This window comes from Streptosporangium sp. NPDC000095, assembly GCF_042899335.1.
Classification (GTDB): Bacteria; Actinomycetota; Actinomycetes; order Streptosporangiales; family Streptosporangiaceae; genus Streptosporangium.
On record NZ_JBIAZS010000007.1, the window covers coordinates 18,117 to 30,626 of the forward strand.

The window sequence follows — 12,510 nt, forward strand, 5'->3', positions numbered from 1 at the left end:
GGAACGCTCATGAGAACGTGAAATGCGAAAGGTCTGGTAACGACGGTGGCCAAAGCAACACGCCGTGGATTTCTGGGAGCGATGGCCGTCGCGGGAGGGGCGGCCGCAGGGCTGGCCACCGGTGAATCGGCGGCGAATGCGACGACCGCGGGCCGGTCGTCGCACGGGCGTTCCGAATGCGCACCCCCTCCGAACGCGGCGACGATAAAGCCGGACGACCCGAGATACGCGGAACTCATCACCAGGGGCTACAACTCCCGGTTTCTCGCGCAGCCGGAGTCGGTCCGTGTCGTCCACTCCGCGGAGCAGGTCGTGCAGGTGGTGAACGAGGCCGTGCGCGCGGGCAAGAAGATCGTCGTACGCAGCGGCGGTCACTGCTTCGAGAACTTCGTGGACGACCCCGCCACGTCGATCATCATCGACGTCTCGGAGATGAACGACGTCTACTTCGACCCCGCCCACAAGGCGTTCGCGATCGAGGCCGGTGCCACGCTCGGGCAGGCCTACCGTTCGCTCTACCTCGGCTGGGGCGTCACGATCCCGGCCGGTGGCTGCCCGAGCGTGGGGGCGGGGGGTCACATCGCCGGCGGCGGGTACGGTCCCCAGTCGCGCAGGCACGGGCTCGTGATCGATCACCTCCACGGTGTGGAGGTCGTCGTCGTCGACCGCTCGGGCCGGGCGCGGATCGTCGTCGCCACCCGCGAGGCCCGCGACCCCAACCGGGACCTGTGGTGGGCGCACGCCGGTGGTGGTGGCGGGAACTTCGGGATCGTCACCCGCTACCTGATGCGCTCCCCGAACGCCCGAGGCAACGACCCCGCGACCCTGCTGCCCAGGCCCCCCGCGCAGCAGCTCGTGGTCTCGGCCAGCTGGAGCTGGGAGAACATGACCGAGGAGGCGCTCTCCCGGCTGGCGGACAACTACGCCCGCTGGCAACAGCAGAACCACGGCGACCCCGCCTTCGAGAGCATCGACAGCTCGCTGACCATGTACCACCGCTCCAGCGGCAGGATCGAGCTGTTCACCGCGATGGACGGCGACGTGCCCGGCGCGGACGGCATCCTGTGGACCCTGGTGCAGACCGTCGGTGAGGGTGTCGGCATCGAGCCCACCTTCGACTACTTCAGCGTGGCGCCGTGGCTGCGGGTCACCCTCTCCTACGACTCGGGAGCCGGTGCCTACGCGCTCAGGTTCAAGTCGAAGGCCGGTTACCTGAGAAAGCCCTGGACGCCGGCGCAGCTCAAGGTCGTCTACAGGTATCTGACGGAGGGCGAGGGGGACGTCGGGGCCTCGGTCTACCTGATGTCGCTCGGCGGGAAGATCAACGCAGTGGATCCCGCGGCCACGGCGAACCCGCACAGGACCGCGCCGCTCATCGGCTTCTTCGACGTCGGCTGGTGGGACCCGGCGGAGGACGACAGGTGGCTGGCGTCGATCCGCGACGCCTATCGGGAGATGCACGCCGACACGGGCGGCGTTCCCGTCCCCGGCGAGGCCTACGACGGCGCGTACATCAACTACCCCGACAACGACCTCGCCGATCCCGCGCTGAACACCTCGGGAGTGCCCTGGCACAAGCTGTACTACAAGGACAACTATCCGAAGTTGCAGCAGGTCAAGGCGAAATGGGATCCCCGCGACGTCTTCAACCACGCGTTGTCGGTCCGGTTGCCCGGAGCCTCGGACACCCTGCCCTCGCCGCCCCCGCAGACCCGCCCCAAGAACCCCCGCAAGGCCGAGACCAAGAAATACCCCCGGAGGGTTTCTCCGAGGCACGCGAACAACCTGCGTTCGCTCGGCCGCCCCGACTGAGCGAAGGGTCCCCCCGCCGGGACTTTCCTCCCGGTGGGGGCCCTGCCCCGCTCCCTAGCGCGGTGTCAGATAGACGACCCCGAGGTCGCGCCGCCGGATCGCCTCGGCGAGCTCCTCACGGGTCGGTGTGCGGTCGACGTTGACGACGATGCCGAGCCGTTGCCGTGCCTCCTTGAGCCCGATCTTCTCGATCAGGGACTCCATCTCGGCGGCCATGGTGTCGGGATCGTCCATCAGTTCGGCGCGCATGGGGGTGCGCACCCCCATCTCGGTCACCTCGATATCGGCGCCACCGCGCAGGTTCGCCTTCCATCGGGCCTCGGTGTAGACACACGACCTGCCGCTCTCGTCCTGCTTCATGACAGGAATCTCGTATTTTTTCCCGGTCTTTCTTCCGGTGATATGAAGCAGTATGACGCCGGCGACGGAGCTCGATTTACCCTTGCGTATCTGCTTGCGCATCATGGGGTTGAAGAGGCGCATCATGAATTTCATCATGACGGGCGTTTCCTTGATGGTGACCGCGTGGGACGTGTTTTCCGGCATGACTCATTGTTTCATCTTCGCGGGGATTTAAAGAGGGGGTGCGGCCGATTCCTCGGACGGCGGACCGCGCGGTGCACGGACCGCGCGGTGCACGGACCGCGCGGCGAGCGGGGCGGGGGCGGACGAGGTCGGGCCGGCTCCTCCTGGATCAACCAGGTCGTGCGCTGGTTCGGCTTCCTGACCGACCAGATGATCCGGCGCGGAGTGCACAAAAGCCTGCAAGCCCTGGAGAGTGACATCCGCGCCTGGATCGACGACTGGAACGACAACCCACGCCCGTTTGTCTGGAAGAAGACCGCCGAGGAGATCCTCGAATCCTTAGCCCGATATTGCCGACGAATTTCTGACGCAGGGCACTAGCCGCTCTGTTCGGGAACGCGTCGGCACCTACGACGAACTGGATTGAACAGGATCGCCGATGGCTCGCTTCCCATACCCGCTCACAGCCGGCCAGGGTTCACTTCGAACAAGATGATCGCTTTCACCACCCGACCCGCCGTCGCACAAGCGCCGGCGAGGTCACCGCGGTTGACTCCGCGACCGCGGTCCGTCACGTCAGTTCGGCGGGAAGCCACAGCTCGCATGTCGCAGTGCTGAAGTCATCCGCGCGCTCGAGAACCGCGACGATCGAGGGACCGGACCGCAGACGCCACGGGTTGGAGGGGAACCACTCGGTCGCGGTCGCGGCCCAGGTCGTGGCCCGACGGCGTCCACGGACTCACGTCAGCCACAGCACTCGCCGACCGGGGCCGCTTCCGCGTCCCGGTCCGAGACATCTACCCGGCCTACCAGGCGGCACGGGCACACGAGACAGCCACACAACCGCCCCGGCGGGGAAAGGTCGTCCGCGACCTGACCCGTACCGCTTAGACCGCAACCAGCGCGACCGGGCGTTCACCTCCGTCACCGGCGGCGAGGCCTGGCCGAAGGACCTGGACGATCGATAGCCGCGCCCGAATTGATCGATATTAGGGGGTATACCCCCGCATGCTCCTGCAGCCGTCCACAACCGCAACTGGCCGGTTGGCGGGATCGATCGAGATCGGGTGTTCGAGAAGACTTGGCCCTGTTCCACTCGACCGGCACCGCGTCAGAGGCTGTGAGGCGCTTCGCGGCGGCCGTCATCACAAGGATTTCATGATCATGCAGACTTCGTCCCGGCTTCGCCGGGTTGGTATCGCCCTCGTTCTGCCCACTGTCATGGTGGGGGCACTGGCCGCGTGCGGTGACTCCACGACGCCCGCTCCGGCGGCGGCTTCCGGCTCGGCGTCTCCCACCGGCCCGATCGCCTTAACCGGCACGCAGGGACCAGAGCCGTCGTCGAGGGCGTCGCAGTTGCGGATGATCTCCAACAACGGACGTCGGCTGGCGTTTCACGTGACGCCCGGACACCTCCCCGCCATCGTCCTGGACTCCGGCGGCGGCGAGGACTCCTCCTACTGGAATGACCTGGTCCCGCGGCTGTCAAAGGCCACCGGGTCGAAAATCATCACCTACGATCGGGCCGGCCTCGGTGACAGCGACGAGGTGAAAGGCGCTTGGAACGTCCATGGCGCGGTCTCCGACCTGCGGGCCGGTCTGCGTCAGCTCGGCGTCACCCGTGACGTGATTCTCGTGTCGCACTCGCAGGCCGGTGAGGTCGCGACCTATTTCGTCCGTGAACATCCTCGCTGGGTCTCGGGCGCGGTGCTTGTCGACGCGAACCTGCCTCCGTTCTATACCGATGCGCAGATCGCCCGTATCTTGGCTGCCTACACGCCACAGATCGAAGAGCTCAAAAAGCAGCCGTCGACCAAGCGGAACCGCCAGCTCATCGCGACGGCGGCGAACTTCGGCCCCGTGCACCACGCGTACCACCGGGTCTCCTGGCCGAAGAGCCTCCCCACCACCGTCATCGTGTCGGGGAAGACCCCCTTCGAGGACTCGCCGCAAGACGCTCGGCGATGGCGTGACGCGGCGGCCGCGTTCACGAAAGCAGGACCGGAACGTACCCTCATCACCGCCGAGGGCACCTCGCACGACGTCGCCAAGGACAAGCCCGGACTGGTCCTCGACCAGATCAAGCAGATGATCTCCGTACGCAGCTGAGCCCAGCGACACCGGTGATCACGCGGTCTTGCCCCGAAACCCGTGGAACCGTGACCTGAGTGTCCGGAACCCCGGGGCGCCGGTGCGGGTGGGGCAGGGTGCCGTCAAGAGACGTGTCACCAGCCGACCACCGCGACGTCGCCGTGGGCCGGGAAGGTAAGCCTTCATGGAGACATCGGCCTGCCGTCTTCAACGCAAGCCGCCGGCTCACCGCCGGCCCTCGGGGTTACCGAAATTACGGGCCGACGCTTCAGCCTTCAGGTCGGGAGTGAAGGCCCGCGCCCGCTGACGCGGCTCGACCCGCCCGAAGCGGCCCGCCACCCGTGCGAACATCTCGTCCAGGCCCGTCATCCACGCCTGAAGGTCCTCAGCGGTCACCGCGCTCGACATACAGCCGGACTGACTAATCACAAAGCGTTGTTGTAGTACTAGGTCAGGCCAGGCGTCTGCTGTTCGCGGTGCCGGGGGCGCTCGCGCTCTCGTCGAGGCGCCAGTGAGCCCGGCCGCCCACGAAGGTGGCCACGCACCGGCCGGGTCCCTCGTGGAGCAGGGCGGTGTAGGCGTCCCGCTCGCCGGCCTCCACGGCGAAGACGGCGAAGTCGGCCCGGCCGCCCCGTCCCAGGGAGCCCAGGCGGCCGGGCCCCTCGTCCATGCCCAGCGCCCGGGCGCCGCCCAGCGTCACCGCCTCGACCAGGAGGCGGTCGTGGTCCGGGGCGTGCGAGAGCGCGCGGGCGACCGAGAGCGGGTCGCCGCCGGTACGGGTGCCGACGGCGATCGCGCTCCCGCCGTCGAGGAGACCTTCCGCGGCGAACGGCGACGAGATGGCGATCACCGTGCCGCGGACCTTGAGGAGTTTGCGGTCGGCCTCGTCGAGCGGACCGGAGATCGCGATGTGACAGCCCGCGGTGAGCACCCCCACCTCGTCGAGGAAGGCGATCGGGCGGCGGCCGGGCTCGGCGTGCAGCCGGAGCCCGAACGTCCGTGACAGGACGGCGAGGTCCTCCATGACGAGGGGGTCGGGGGAGTGGGCGGCGATGCCGATGACGCCGGGGTGGTCGACCTCGCGGATCGCGGTGATCAGGCGGTCGCGTCCCTCGTCCTCCCACCGCTCCTCGTCCTCGCAGCGGGTCTCCAGGTAGGTCACGCCGTCCAGCCCGGCCTCGCCGAGGGTGGAGGCGGCGTCGAGATCCGCGGCGATGCCTCCCACCGCGGTGACGCCGTGCACGGAGGCCGGGGGCGAGGTCCTCTCAAGCCGGAGATGCGCGTCGATCAGCCCCGGAACGATCATGCCGGGCCAGTGCACCGGGGAGAGCAGGGGGTGGGCGGCCTCGATCTCGGCGCGCGGTCCGACCCGCACGATCCGGTCGCCCCTGACGACGATCGCGCCGTCCCTGACGGGAGGACTCGCGACGGGCAGGACGAGGGGCGCGCAGTGGATGGAGACGACCGCCCGGGCACGCGTGCCGATGGTCCGACCGGCCCGCGTCGACATAGGCACTCCTGTAGGTTCGTCCCCTTTGGAGAGGTTAAGGGGATGAACCGAAGATCTCAAATGCATCTCGGGTAAACGTCTCGTGGACCTCCTTGACAGCGGGTTGTTGATCTATTTGAAAGCTGTCTATACCGTTTTAGCGTGATACGACCCCCCAGGTTGCTGAAGGTACTGCTTGCCGCGATCGTACTGATCCCCATCGGTCTCACCTCCGTTCCCGCCTCCGCCGAGCCCGCTCCCGACCCGGAAAACCCCTGGCGCGTGGACCACTGGCCCCGGACACAGCCCTGGCAGCAGGACGCCCCCGAGACAGGGGCCGCGCGGCGGGCCGACCCCGCCGCCCCGGCACCGATCGACCCGCAGAACTGGAAGAACCCGGACCACATGACGTGGGCGGACTACCGCAGACCCCCCGGCACCAACTGGGCCGACCCCTCGGCGAAAGGGTCCAAGCGGACCTTCCGTGGCGCGCTCGTCCTCGTCGACTATCCCAACCAGCCGTTCGTGGTCACCCAGCCCAAGGGCTCGACCGTGTTCAAGAACCCCAGCGCCGAGGCCCACGACATCCCCCGTGAGAAGGTCGCCCGGTTCTACCAGGACTTCCTCAACACCCCCAACGAGCTCAACCGGGGGCACACCATCCACGAATACTGGATGGAGGACTCCGGAGGCCGCTACGGCGTGGAACTCGCCTCCTTCGGCCCGTACCTGATGCCGGGCAAGTCACACGAGTACGCGATGGAGTTCCAGGGAGGCACGGCCTGCCCGTCCGGGGACACCTGCACCAGGAACATCAGGACCGACGCGCGGGCCGCGTGGGTCGGCTCCGTCGGCCAGGAGGTCCCCGCGGGCTTCGACTTCGTCTTCTACCTGAGCGCGGGGCAGGACGAGTCGGCGACCTGGCAGGAGTTCGGCCCGATCAAGTTCCCCACCAAGGAGGCGGTGACCGACGACTTCGGCCCGCCCGACCCGGCCCTGCCCAACTGGGCCAGGACCCGCTACGTGGAGTGGACGTCCTGGGCCTCGGCCGCGTCCATCTGGCCCAACGCCGGAGGCGGCTCCTCCACCCAGGCCGAGAGTTCGGGGCAGGGCGTCTACGCCCACGAGCTCAGCCACATCCTCGGCATCGGCGACAACTACAACAACCCGTTCGGGGTGCCACCGCGCCGGGCGTACACCGGAGTCTGGGAGATGCTCAGCCGGGGAAGCTTCAACGGCCCCGGCGGCCCGCACAGCCGCTGGCTGATCCCGCCCACCTCGGGCGGCTCGATGGGCGCCCAGCACATGCTCCGCAACAAGATCAAGCTGGAGATGGTGGACGAGGCGAACGTGCTGCGCCTGTCCAGGGAGGCGCTGGCCGACTCCGGCCTGGTGGTGGCCAAGGTGACCGCCCGGGTGGCGCAGCCGGGACCCGGCGGCCTGTCGGGCGTCAACATCGCCTTCGGGAACGGCGACCGCAGCCCGGCCTGCGACGTGAACACCGACCCGTTCTGCGACGGCGGCGGCTACGACAACTACACCGTCGAGGTCGTGGACAGGATGGGCGCCGACTCCTTCACCCCCGACTCCGGCGTGCTGCTGGCCAAGACCAAGAACGAGGACCGCGCGCCCTTCGAGTGGGTGGTCGACGCCAACCCGCAGGACATCGGCATGACCGACTACGTGCTGCCGGACGGCACCGCCGTGCCCATCACGATCGGCGACTACCGTCAGCTGTCGGACGCGCTGTTCCACGCGGGCACCGGCTCGGGCTCGGAGTTCGAGTACGTGGACCGGGCCAACCGGCTCCACTTCTACGTCCTGGACCTCAAGCGCGACCGCGAGGGCGTCCTGTCGTACACGGTGGCGATCCGCTCCCTGGACGGCGCCGGCCCGAACGGGCGCGGAGTGAGGCTGCTGCCGTCCGTCGGAGTCCCGAAGGGGAAGGACCTGATGTCCTGCCGCTTCCCGCTGTTCAACACCGGCAGGGTCGCCCCGGCGCGGGGGCAGCACCCCGAGGACGTGAGCGCATACCTCAAGGGTGACGTCTACCGGCTGTCGGCGAGCGTCGAGGGCCGCGGCTGGACGGCCTCGCTGCCCAACGAGCTCGCGACCGCCGACTCCGGCGGGAACACCCTGGTCACCGTGAACGCGCTGCGCGCGGCGAAGAGCGGCCACCTCGCGAAGGTGACCCTCACCGCCACCTCGGAGAGCGACCCGTCCAAGAAGGCGAAGGCGACCTGCCTCGTGCTGGGACGTTAGCGCCGGGCCCGCGTCCCACCCGTCCCGTGCGGGGACCGGGGCGCGGGTCAACGCGTCGTACCTCTGCTCGTGCTCGTGCGTGCCGTGCTCGTGCCGTGCTCGTGCGTGCCGTGCTCGTGCGTGCCGTGCTCGTGCCCGTGAGTGCAGCGTGCCGTGCTCACGCCGGGGGTGGGGCCGCGTGTCAGGGCTCGGAGGCCGTCAGCAGGTGCCGGGCGGCGTCGCGCGCCTCGTCGATGCTCTCGTGGAACAGCTTCTCGACCTGCCGGGCCTGTTCGCTCAGGCGTTCAAGGCCGGGGATGTCCAGCGTGTCCTGCGCGGTCTCGGCGACCAGCGCCTCGTAGCGCGGGGTCCGTTCCGCGAGTGTCCGCAACTGCTGGTAGGCGCGGTAGACGCCGTCGGCCTTGCGCACCTGCCTGGCGTACTCCTCCAGCGCGCGGACCCGCCTGGTCAGCGAGATCTCGGCGGTCTCCAGGGCCTTCACGTAGGGGGCGAAGGACTCGGCCACCTCGGGTGGGGGTTCGCCGGGTACGAGCCGGTTGTGCTCGGCCCTCATGTCCGACAGGAGCACCAGTTTCCTCGCGATCTGCCAGGTCTGCTCGGGCAGGGTCACCGCGTTGTCGACGGTGTCGAGCAGGTTCGCCCTGTTGATCTCGGAGGTGAGGATCGACTCCTCGGCGTCCTGCGCGCGGCGGAGCAGGTCTCCGCAGTCACGGTCGAGGTCTTCCGGCAGGATGAACCGGTCCTTGTACTCCATGGCCACCCGGACGCGCCGCCGTTCCCGCCGGCCCTCGGGATCGTCGCTCACACCGCGCAGCGTGGAGAAGACGACGAGGACGAGGACGGCGACGAAGCCTCCCGTAGGACTCAGGCTCGCCATGAGCAGCAGGAGGCCGGCGATCGCGACCAGCTTGACGGGGTCGGGTCCCCTGCGCCGGGGAGCCTGCCCCAGCCGGGCCGCGCGCAGCGCCTGCGGACTGGCGCGTAAGACCGAGGAGATCGGGGCCGGCAGGGCCGGATCGACCAGAAAATGCGGGGGACGTCTCCTCTGATCCACGCGACCTCCTTGTGGCGGGGAGTACAGGACCGGTCCTTCCACTGTCACCCATAAAGGGAGAAAAGGCGCACTTACCAATGCCAAACGAGGACATCGACGATTACGGATGCCGACGTCGGCAGTTAACGGTCCGGACGTAAGGCGATGTATAGACTCGAAGGCGATGAACGACTTCACGCGTTGGATCGATCTTGAAGGTGCCGTCAACGTCCGCGACCTCGGCGGGCTCGCCACGGTGGACGGCGGGACCACACGCTTCGGCCGGATCTACCGGTCCGACAACCTGCAAGGGCTGACCGGAAGAGACATCCGGCAACTCGTCACCGCTCTGAAGCTCCGCAACGTCGTCGACCTGCGCTCGGGTCCCGAGGTGCGTCTGGAGGGGCCGGGGCCGCTCACCAAGGTGCCGGAGGTGAACATCCACCACCACACCCTGTTCGCCGAGGGCGGCGTGTACACCGACGTCGAGGCCGACACCATCGAGGCCGACAAGGTGCTGCCCTGGACGGAGGAGCGGCTGGAGGAGGATCTCGCCGAGCTCCGGGTGACCGGGTTCTACTACGGCTACCTTCGCGACCGTCCCGACTCGGTCCTGGCCGCCCTGCGCGCCCTCGCCCTCGACGAGGGGGCCGCCATCGTCCACTGCGCGGCGGGCAAGGACCGCACGGGCGTCGTCTGCGCCCTCGCGCTGGAGGTCGCCGGCGCCACCCGCGAGGCGATCGTCGCCGACTACGTCGCCACGGGCGACCGCCTTGAGGGCATCCTGGCGCGGCTGCGCTCCAGCACCACCTACCGCGCCGACCTCGACACCCGCCCGGCAGACGACCACCGGCCGAGGTCGGAGTACATCGAGCGGTTCCTGAGCGTCCTCGACGACCGTTTCGGCGGACCGCTGGAGTGGCTCGCCTCCCACGGCTGGAGCGAGGGCGACTCGCGTCTCCTGCGCGCACGCCTGCGCGACTGACGGTCAGGAACCGGAGGTTTCCAGAGTGACGACCCGGCGCTCGGCGGCCGAGCGCCGGGCGGCCTCCAGCACGGTGAGCGCCTCGACGACCTCTTCGGGGGCGACCGGTGGCGGGGCGCCCCGGGTGAGGCACGCCACCACGTCCCGGTAGAAGTCGGCGTAGGCGCCGGGCTCGGTGGGGACGGCACGGGCCTCCTCGCCGGGACCTCCGCCCTCCGCGCCGAGGGTGCCCCACCGCTCGGACGGCTCCTCGCCGAAGCCGGGGGAGGCGGGGGTCAGCCCGGCGCGCAACTGCTCCTCCTGCACGTCCAGGCCGTACTTCAGGTAGCCGGCCCGCGAGCCCAGCACCCGGAAACGAGGGCCCAGCCGGGGCGCGACCGCGCTCACCCACAGGTGGGAGCGGGCCCCGCTCGCGTGGGAGACGGCGATGAACGTGTCGTCGTCGGAGTTCACCCCGCGGCGGCGCACGTCGGACTCGGCGTAGACCTCGACGGCCGGACCGAGCAGCCGCAGGGCCTGGTCGACCAGGTGACTGCCGAGGTCGTACAGCAGTCCCGCGACCTCCTCGCTCCCGCCCGTCTCGCGCCAGCCGCCCTTCGGCACCGGCCGCCAGCGTTCGAAACGCGACTCGAACCGGCGCACCTCGCCCAGCGCGCCCTCGGCGACGAGGCGCTCGACGGTGCGGAAGTCGCCGTCCCAGCGCCGGTTCTGGAACACGGTCAGCATCAGGCCGAGATCGCCCGCCAGATCCGCCAGGCCGCGCGCCTGCGCGGTGGTCGCGGCCAGCGGCTTGTCCACCACCACGGGCAGGCCCGCCCTCAGCGCGGCCTGCGCGAGCGGGACGTGCGTACGGTTGGGGGAGGCGATCACGACCAGGTCGACGGAGTCCCACAGCTCGGCGGCGTCCCCGGTCGTCCGCGCGCCGTACTTCTCCGACACCTCGGCGGCCCGCCCGGGATCGCCGGTGACCACCGCGGACAGTCTCAGACCCGGCGTCGTGGAGATCAGCGGGGCATGGAAGAACGCCCCGGCCACGCCGTAGCCGACAAGGCCGACGCGCAGGTCGGTCATGGCGCGGCCGGCGGGTCGGTGGCAGGGGACGGGTGCCCGCTTTCGCGCCCGGCGAGGCCGGCGCGCGGGTCAGTCACCGCGCCGCTCGTCACGCTCGGCCAGGAACGCCTCGAACTGGGCGGCGAGCTCGTCGCCGGTCGGCATCTCCGAGGACTCGGCCATCAGGCTCTCGCGCTCGGAGCCCGCCGCGAACGCGTCGTACTGCTGCTCCAGGCCGGTGATGGCGGTGGACAGCTCCTGGGAGGCCTGGATCTGCTCGGCGATCTCGGCGTCGGTCTTCTCCGCGGCCTCGCGCAGGCTCTCCAGCGGGAACACCAGCCCGGTGCCCTTGGTGACCGCCTCCAGCGCGGTCACCGCGGACGCCGGGTATTCGGCCTGGGCGAGATAGTGCGGGACGTGTACGGCGTAGCCGAGGGCGTCGTGCCCCTTGGCGCCGAGCCGGAACTCGATCAGCGAGGCCACGCTGCCGGGCACCTGGACCTTGCCGAAGGCGCTGGTCTGGCCGGTGACCAGCTCGGGACGGCTGGCGTGGCCGGTGACGCCCAGCGGGCGGGTGTGCGGGACGGCCATCGGGATGCCGTGGGTGGTCACCAGCTTGCCGACCTTCAGCCGGGTGACCAGCGTGTCGACGGCCGCGGTGAACAGCTCCCACTCGCGGTCGGGCTCGGGGCCGCTGAGCAGCAGGAACGGGGTCCCCGTGGTGTCGTGGACCAGGTGGAGCACGAGCTCGGGGCTCTCCAGGGCGACCCAACGATCGGTGTCGAAGGTCATGGTGGGCCTGCGGGAGCGGTAGTCCAGCAGACGGTCCACGTCAAAGGTGGCCACGACCTGGTGCTCCAGCTCGTCGAGCAGGTGGGTGATGGCGAGTTTTCCGGCGCCGCCCGCGTCCACGAACCCGTCGAAGTGGTAGAGCAGCACCGGATCGGTCAGCTCAGGGACGTCTCCGCTGAGCCGGTAGAGATCCGTCGGGTCGAACACCGTTTCCAGCCTTTCGTCGGTCGTCTTTTCAGCTCAACCCGCTGGGGGGCCGCTGAATTCCGCCTGCTCTCGGCGATCACACGGCACCCTACCGGGGCGCGGTGGGTCACATGCAGCCTGACCCTGGGCATGAGGGGTTCGCAACCCGTCCGTCCGCCTCGGCGAGCCGGGGCGGCTCCGAGCCCGTGTAGGAGCCGAGGTCGTGGCGGGCCGCACCGACGACGGGGGACGAACACCTGAAAATGATTCACGTGGTGAATCAGA

10 protein-coding genes and 1 pseudogene are annotated in these 12,510 nt (G+C 69.5%); 5 read left to right on the forward strand and 6 right to left on the reverse strand.

Features of this window, described 5'->3' with window-relative positions:
• The first annotated feature begins 45 nt into the window (after positions 1 to 45).
• Entirely contained in the window at positions 46 to 1,812 is a 1,767-nt protein-coding gene (locus ACFY3V_RS17365; protein ID WP_389774298.1) for an FAD-binding oxidoreductase, read from the forward strand.
• A 54-nt stretch (positions 1,813 to 1,866) separates the two neighbouring features.
• On the opposite strand, the gene ACFY3V_RS17370 is transcribed toward ACFY3V_RS17365, so the two are convergent.
• Positions 1,867 to 2,358 carry a nitroreductase/quinone reductase family protein gene (locus ACFY3V_RS17370; protein ID WP_362922873.1) on the reverse strand — a complete coding sequence of 164 codons (492 nt, stop codon included), beginning with the start codon at positions 2,356 to 2,358 and terminating at the stop codon, positions 1,867 to 1,869.
• Positions 2,359 to 2,496: 138 nt separating this feature from the next.
• Between ACFY3V_RS17370 and ACFY3V_RS17375 the strand changes: the two are divergent.
• Positions 2,497 to 2,718: pseudogene (locus ACFY3V_RS17375) on the forward strand (IS630 family transposase); the annotation flags it as partial.
• A 627-nt stretch (positions 2,719 to 3,345) separates the two neighbouring features.
• Complete coding sequence (locus ACFY3V_RS17380) at positions 3,346 to 4,446, forward strand: alpha/beta fold hydrolase (RefSeq protein ID WP_389774302.1); 1,101 nt, start codon at positions 3,346 to 3,348, stop codon at positions 4,444 to 4,446.
• Between the two features lie 207 nt (positions 4,447 to 4,653).
• On the opposite strand, the gene ACFY3V_RS17385 is transcribed toward ACFY3V_RS17380, so the two are convergent.
• Positions 4,654 to 4,824, reverse strand: coding sequence for a hypothetical protein (locus ACFY3V_RS17385; protein ID WP_389774304.1), 171 nt, complete (start codon positions 4,822 to 4,824; stop codon positions 4,654 to 4,656).
• 55 nt (positions 4,825 to 4,879) lie between these two features.
• A complete protein-coding gene (locus ACFY3V_RS17390; RefSeq protein ID WP_389774307.1) occupies positions 4,880 to 5,938 on the reverse strand; it encodes a hypothetical protein in 1,059 nt (352 codons plus the stop codon).
• A gap of 141 nt (positions 5,939 to 6,079) precedes the next feature.
• Here ACFY3V_RS17390 and ACFY3V_RS17395 point away from each other — a divergent pair, with 141 nt between their 5' ends.
• Positions 6,080 to 8,179: a M6 family metalloprotease domain-containing protein gene (locus tag ACFY3V_RS17395; protein WP_389774310.1), complete on the forward strand. Its 2,100-nt coding sequence runs from the start codon at positions 6,080 to 6,082 to the stop codon at positions 8,177 to 8,179.
• 181 nt (positions 8,180 to 8,360) lie between these two features.
• Here ACFY3V_RS17395 and ACFY3V_RS17400 read toward each other — a convergent pair whose 3' ends face one another.
• Positions 8,361 to 9,233: a hypothetical protein gene (locus tag ACFY3V_RS17400; protein WP_389774313.1), complete on the reverse strand. Its 873-nt coding sequence runs from the start codon at positions 9,231 to 9,233 to the stop codon at positions 8,361 to 8,363.
• 163 nt (positions 9,234 to 9,396) lie between these two features.
• Between ACFY3V_RS17400 and ACFY3V_RS17405 the strand changes: the two genes are divergently transcribed.
• Entirely contained in the window at positions 9,397 to 10,197 is an 801-nt protein-coding gene (locus ACFY3V_RS17405; protein WP_350949570.1) for a tyrosine-protein phosphatase, read from the forward strand.
• A gap of 3 nt (positions 10,198 to 10,200) precedes the next feature.
• On the opposite strand, the gene ACFY3V_RS17410 is transcribed toward ACFY3V_RS17405, so the two are convergent.
• Entirely contained in the window at positions 10,201 to 11,268 is a 1,068-nt protein-coding gene (locus ACFY3V_RS17410; RefSeq protein WP_389774316.1) for a Gfo/Idh/MocA family oxidoreductase, read from the reverse strand.
• Positions 11,269 to 11,337: 69 nt separating this feature from the next.
• Entirely contained in the window at positions 11,338 to 12,246 is a 909-nt protein-coding gene (locus ACFY3V_RS17415; RefSeq protein ID WP_389774319.1) for a proteasome assembly chaperone family protein, read from the reverse strand.
• Positions 12,247 to 12,510 lie beyond the last annotated feature (264 nt).

Excerpts from the sequence above, each read along its gene's own strand:
- ACFY3V_RS17370 (WP_362922873.1), bottom strand. The coding sequence starts at position 2,358 with ATGCCGGAAAACACGTCCCACGCGGTCACCATCAAGGAAACGCCCGTC.
- ACFY3V_RS17380 (WP_389774302.1), top strand. The coding sequence starts at position 3,346 with ATGCTCCTGCAGCCGTCCACAACCGCAACTGGCCGGTTGGCGGGATCG.
- ACFY3V_RS17390 (WP_389774307.1), bottom strand. The coding sequence starts at position 5,938 with ATGTCGACGCGGGCCGGTCGGACCATCGGCACGCGTGCCCGGGCGGTC.
- ACFY3V_RS17405 (WP_350949570.1), top strand. The coding sequence starts at position 9,397 with ATGAACGACTTCACGCGTTGGATCGATCTTGAAGGTGCCGTCAACGTC.
- ACFY3V_RS17410 (WP_389774316.1), bottom strand. The coding sequence starts at position 11,268 with ATGACCGACCTGCGCGTCGGCCTTGTCGGCTACGGCGTGGCCGGGGCG.